Here is a 3,348-nt window from a genome sequence, read left to right on the forward strand (position 1 = left end):
ATTGCTTACATATATAGAATAAGGATTGACATAATGTTAATGTCAATCCTTATTCTCATTCTATTTTCGTAACTAAAAAACAAATTTGTGTAACATACTCCTCTACTAAACAATCACATTCAGGTCCCTTTATATAGACTTCATATGGGTGACTATCTATTATATAGCCATTGCTTTCCACCCACTCTTCTAATGCCATATAAGCATAGCCTATATAGTCATAGCTGCCATAATGCATAGTAGTAACGAGTTGATGCTGATTTAGCTTTTTTATTTCGCACTCTTGTAATACGCCTTTATTGTCCTCATACATAACCGGAATTCTTAATTCAATATCACTGCGATTTGGAATATACTCTTTATCATAAAAAACTACGGATGGAGAACCGGCTATTTGAAAACTATTTTTTTGTACTTTTTCATATAAGTCATAAAAATAATCATCCATATTATCTATATCTATTTGTAATCTTTGAGCAATTACCGTTATTTCATTTCTCATTCCAATTAATATATCGTAACTTCTATGACGAGCAATATTTAAACCATTATTCATGCTTACCATTTCATTCATTTCAGAAATAACCTGTAAATTTTGTTTCACCTCATGAGATAACTCTATAATTTGCGCTTGCATATGTTTAATAAATGAATTTTGATCTGCTGACTGGAGAATTACTTTAATTTTCGGTAAAGGAAACTTGTACTCCCTCAGCTTTTTAATTTTCAATGCTATTTCTAGCTGTCCTTGCTCATAATATCTATATCCATTTACCGGGTTCACATATGCTGGTTTTAATATCTCCTCTTTGTCATAATGCCTTAGCATCCGTGTACTCATTTTACAAATTCGCGAAAATTCAGTAATTGTATACATATAAATACCCCTTGAATACATTTTCTTATAATCTTATTTATTAAAACCAATCAAAAAGTTTTCTAATTGAAGAACCTTCATTCTGATCGTTCAGCCTTTTCATTTTTGAAGGTAACAAATGACTCGGACAATACCACGTTAAACAATTCATCGCGCCTCCCATTGTCGATATTTCTCCTACATGAATTTGAATAACTTGTTTCTCAGTACGCTGTTGAATATATCGTAAAACTTCCTCATCTTTAGCTAATCCAAACTTAGGAACGTAAAGCGTATCACATGTTTCTAACATATTTATATATAAACCTTTTGCTGACGCTATCTCTTCATCGTATTGACCCTTCTCTGTATATGACGAAGGAACAACTATAAATTCAGCTTCTGGCATTTGTTCTTGAATAATCTCTTGAACATTATATCTAAATTCACGATCTCCTAAAAAATCGCTAATAAACATTGTATGTTCATCAATAAATTTAACCATTCCGTCTGCGTGTGCAAGTACATCCCCTTCTTCAGCAGGAATAATAATAACCCGGCTCACATCTAAATCCCACTCTAACTGCTCAATAATTTCCTCTTCCGTCCAATCATCATTATCATCAAATATACGTTCTGTTAAAATAACGGTATCTTTTTTATTCCAAATAAGGTTACCACCATCCAATATTAATGGTGATTTCACATATTCAAAGTCATTTTTCTTCAACCATTTATTAAATTGTTGGTCTAAATATCGCCCTTGATCCTCTGGTAAATAATTTGGGTGATATTTAAATTTAACAAGATGATTCGTTACAACTGGTGCAACATCTCTTAACCAAATATCATCATACTCAAAAAAGTTTGTATGAAAATCTTGCTCTTCAACAGATAAAGATATAAGTTGATCGGTAAATGCTTTATTTTCATTTAAGTATTCATTAAAATAAATAATGTCTTCATAAAATGGTCGATAATATTCATTCGATTCGTCTGGTATTGCAGTAAAAATAATTCCATTATGTTTTTGTTCCATATTATTTACCTCGCTTTTTAATAATGATTGAATAACTGTTTTCAATACGCCAACTATTCCCCAATTCATTTCTCTTTTCATTACAATTTTTGAAACGTGCATATTTCATGAATGGATTATAGCACGGAGAAATATTATATATTTATATAAAAAATATAAAGCCGTCGTTAAGCCATAAACTGACTCTTGACAAGATTTTAAAATTTCAATCTTCGTACACGATGAAGAATTAGATGATTTTTTTATCAAGATTCAAATCCATTACTTCTGATAGAGCGTTTTGATTATATAAATTCACTAAATGCGTTTCTACCCCTATACAAATTGCTTCAAGCGGAAGATCGTTTGGATCCTGACCAAATGGATCCTCAATTTCAACCCCTATTGCTTCAATCCCTATAAATGCAAAACTTATAAACGTAGTTGCAAGTACTGTAAACCATCCAAGACTATCAACAAGACCAATCGATAAAGTCCCGCAAAATATGAGCAGTAAAATTTTAATATGAGCAAAATATGCAAAAGGAATAGGCGTTGTTTTGATACGATCACATCCACCCACAGCCGTAAGCAGAGTATTCAAATCAGCTTCCATATTAATTATTGCACTTGGATGAATTTGACCCGTTTTCAAACCTTTTGATAGTATAGTTTTTAACATAAAAACTATACTAATCGGTAAATGAATAGACTCAGTCAACATTTCTTTTTCCTTCTCAGAACAAATATCAAACAATGCTTTTATTTCGGATAAATCTTTTTCGTCTCTCAAATGTCCTTTCGCTATCTTTGGAAAAGCAATTAATAGATGTAAAAATTTTAGTTTTTCCTGATCCTTCTTTTTCCCTTCGGACTCCCAATAACATAAAAAACTAACTGCTAAATTTCTAGTACAAGCACCAATCGTGCCAAATAACTTTCTACCTTCCCAATATCTATCATACGCAGTGTTAGTACGAAAAACTAACAGTAGACCTAAAGCCCCTCCAACAATTACCCAAGGAGTTTGATTAATTTTTATTTCTACATAATAATAATTAATCACAGTTACTATCGTTGAAACGCATATATATAATAAAATTTGCGGGAAAATATCTCTTATAACTGTCCCCTTTAATGTAAATATTTGATGTAAACTATTTTGATTATTGTAATGTACCATATTTACAAAAGCCTCTTCCCTTTTTAACTTTTTATCCTTTAAAATTACGAAAGTATACAATTAAATAGTAGAATCATAAACCCTATTATTATGAAACTGGTTAAAATTATTTCTTTCAATATCTTTACTCCTTTTTTACCAAAAGATAAAACATCTTTTTTTGATTTAAACAACTAATGTTCACTCTTCTAAATCACGACGCATTATTTTAGAATTTGCAATAAATAAAGCACTAATTAATACAAGAATCGCGCAAGCATATAACAATGAATCCATTGGACTATCATGGTC

3 protein-coding genes and 1 pseudogene are annotated in these 3,348 nt (G+C 30.7%); all 4 read right to left on the reverse strand.

Annotated features, from left to right (window positions below; genetic code table 11):
* Positions 1 to 55: 55 nt before the first annotated feature.
* Complete coding sequence (locus tag AB3X48_RS19615) at positions 56 to 877, reverse strand: MerR family transcriptional regulator (RefSeq protein ID WP_016105592.1); 822 nt, start codon at positions 875 to 877, stop codon at positions 56 to 58.
* Positions 878 to 917: 40 nt separating this feature from the next.
* The gene (locus AB3X48_RS19620; protein ID WP_033714814.1) at positions 918 to 1,895 is read right to left on the reverse strand and encodes an agmatine deiminase family protein; all 978 of its coding nucleotides are present in this window, start codon (positions 1,893 to 1,895) and stop codon (positions 918 to 920) included.
* A 229-nt stretch (positions 1,896 to 2,124) separates the two neighbouring features.
* Complete coding sequence (locus tag AB3X48_RS19625; RefSeq protein ID WP_016105594.1) at positions 2,125 to 3,057, reverse strand: bestrophin family protein; 933 nt, start codon at positions 3,055 to 3,057, stop codon at positions 2,125 to 2,127.
* A gap of 180 nt (positions 3,058 to 3,237) precedes the next feature.
* Positions 3,238 to 3,348, reverse strand: a pseudogene (locus tag AB3X48_RS19630) (phosphate-starvation-inducible protein PsiE); the annotation flags it as partial.

It is taken from the genome of Bacillus sp. S4, assembly GCF_040838205.1.
GTDB classification, from domain to species: domain Bacteria; phylum Bacillota; class Bacilli; order Bacillales; family Bacillaceae_G; genus Bacillus_A; species Bacillus_A cereus_U.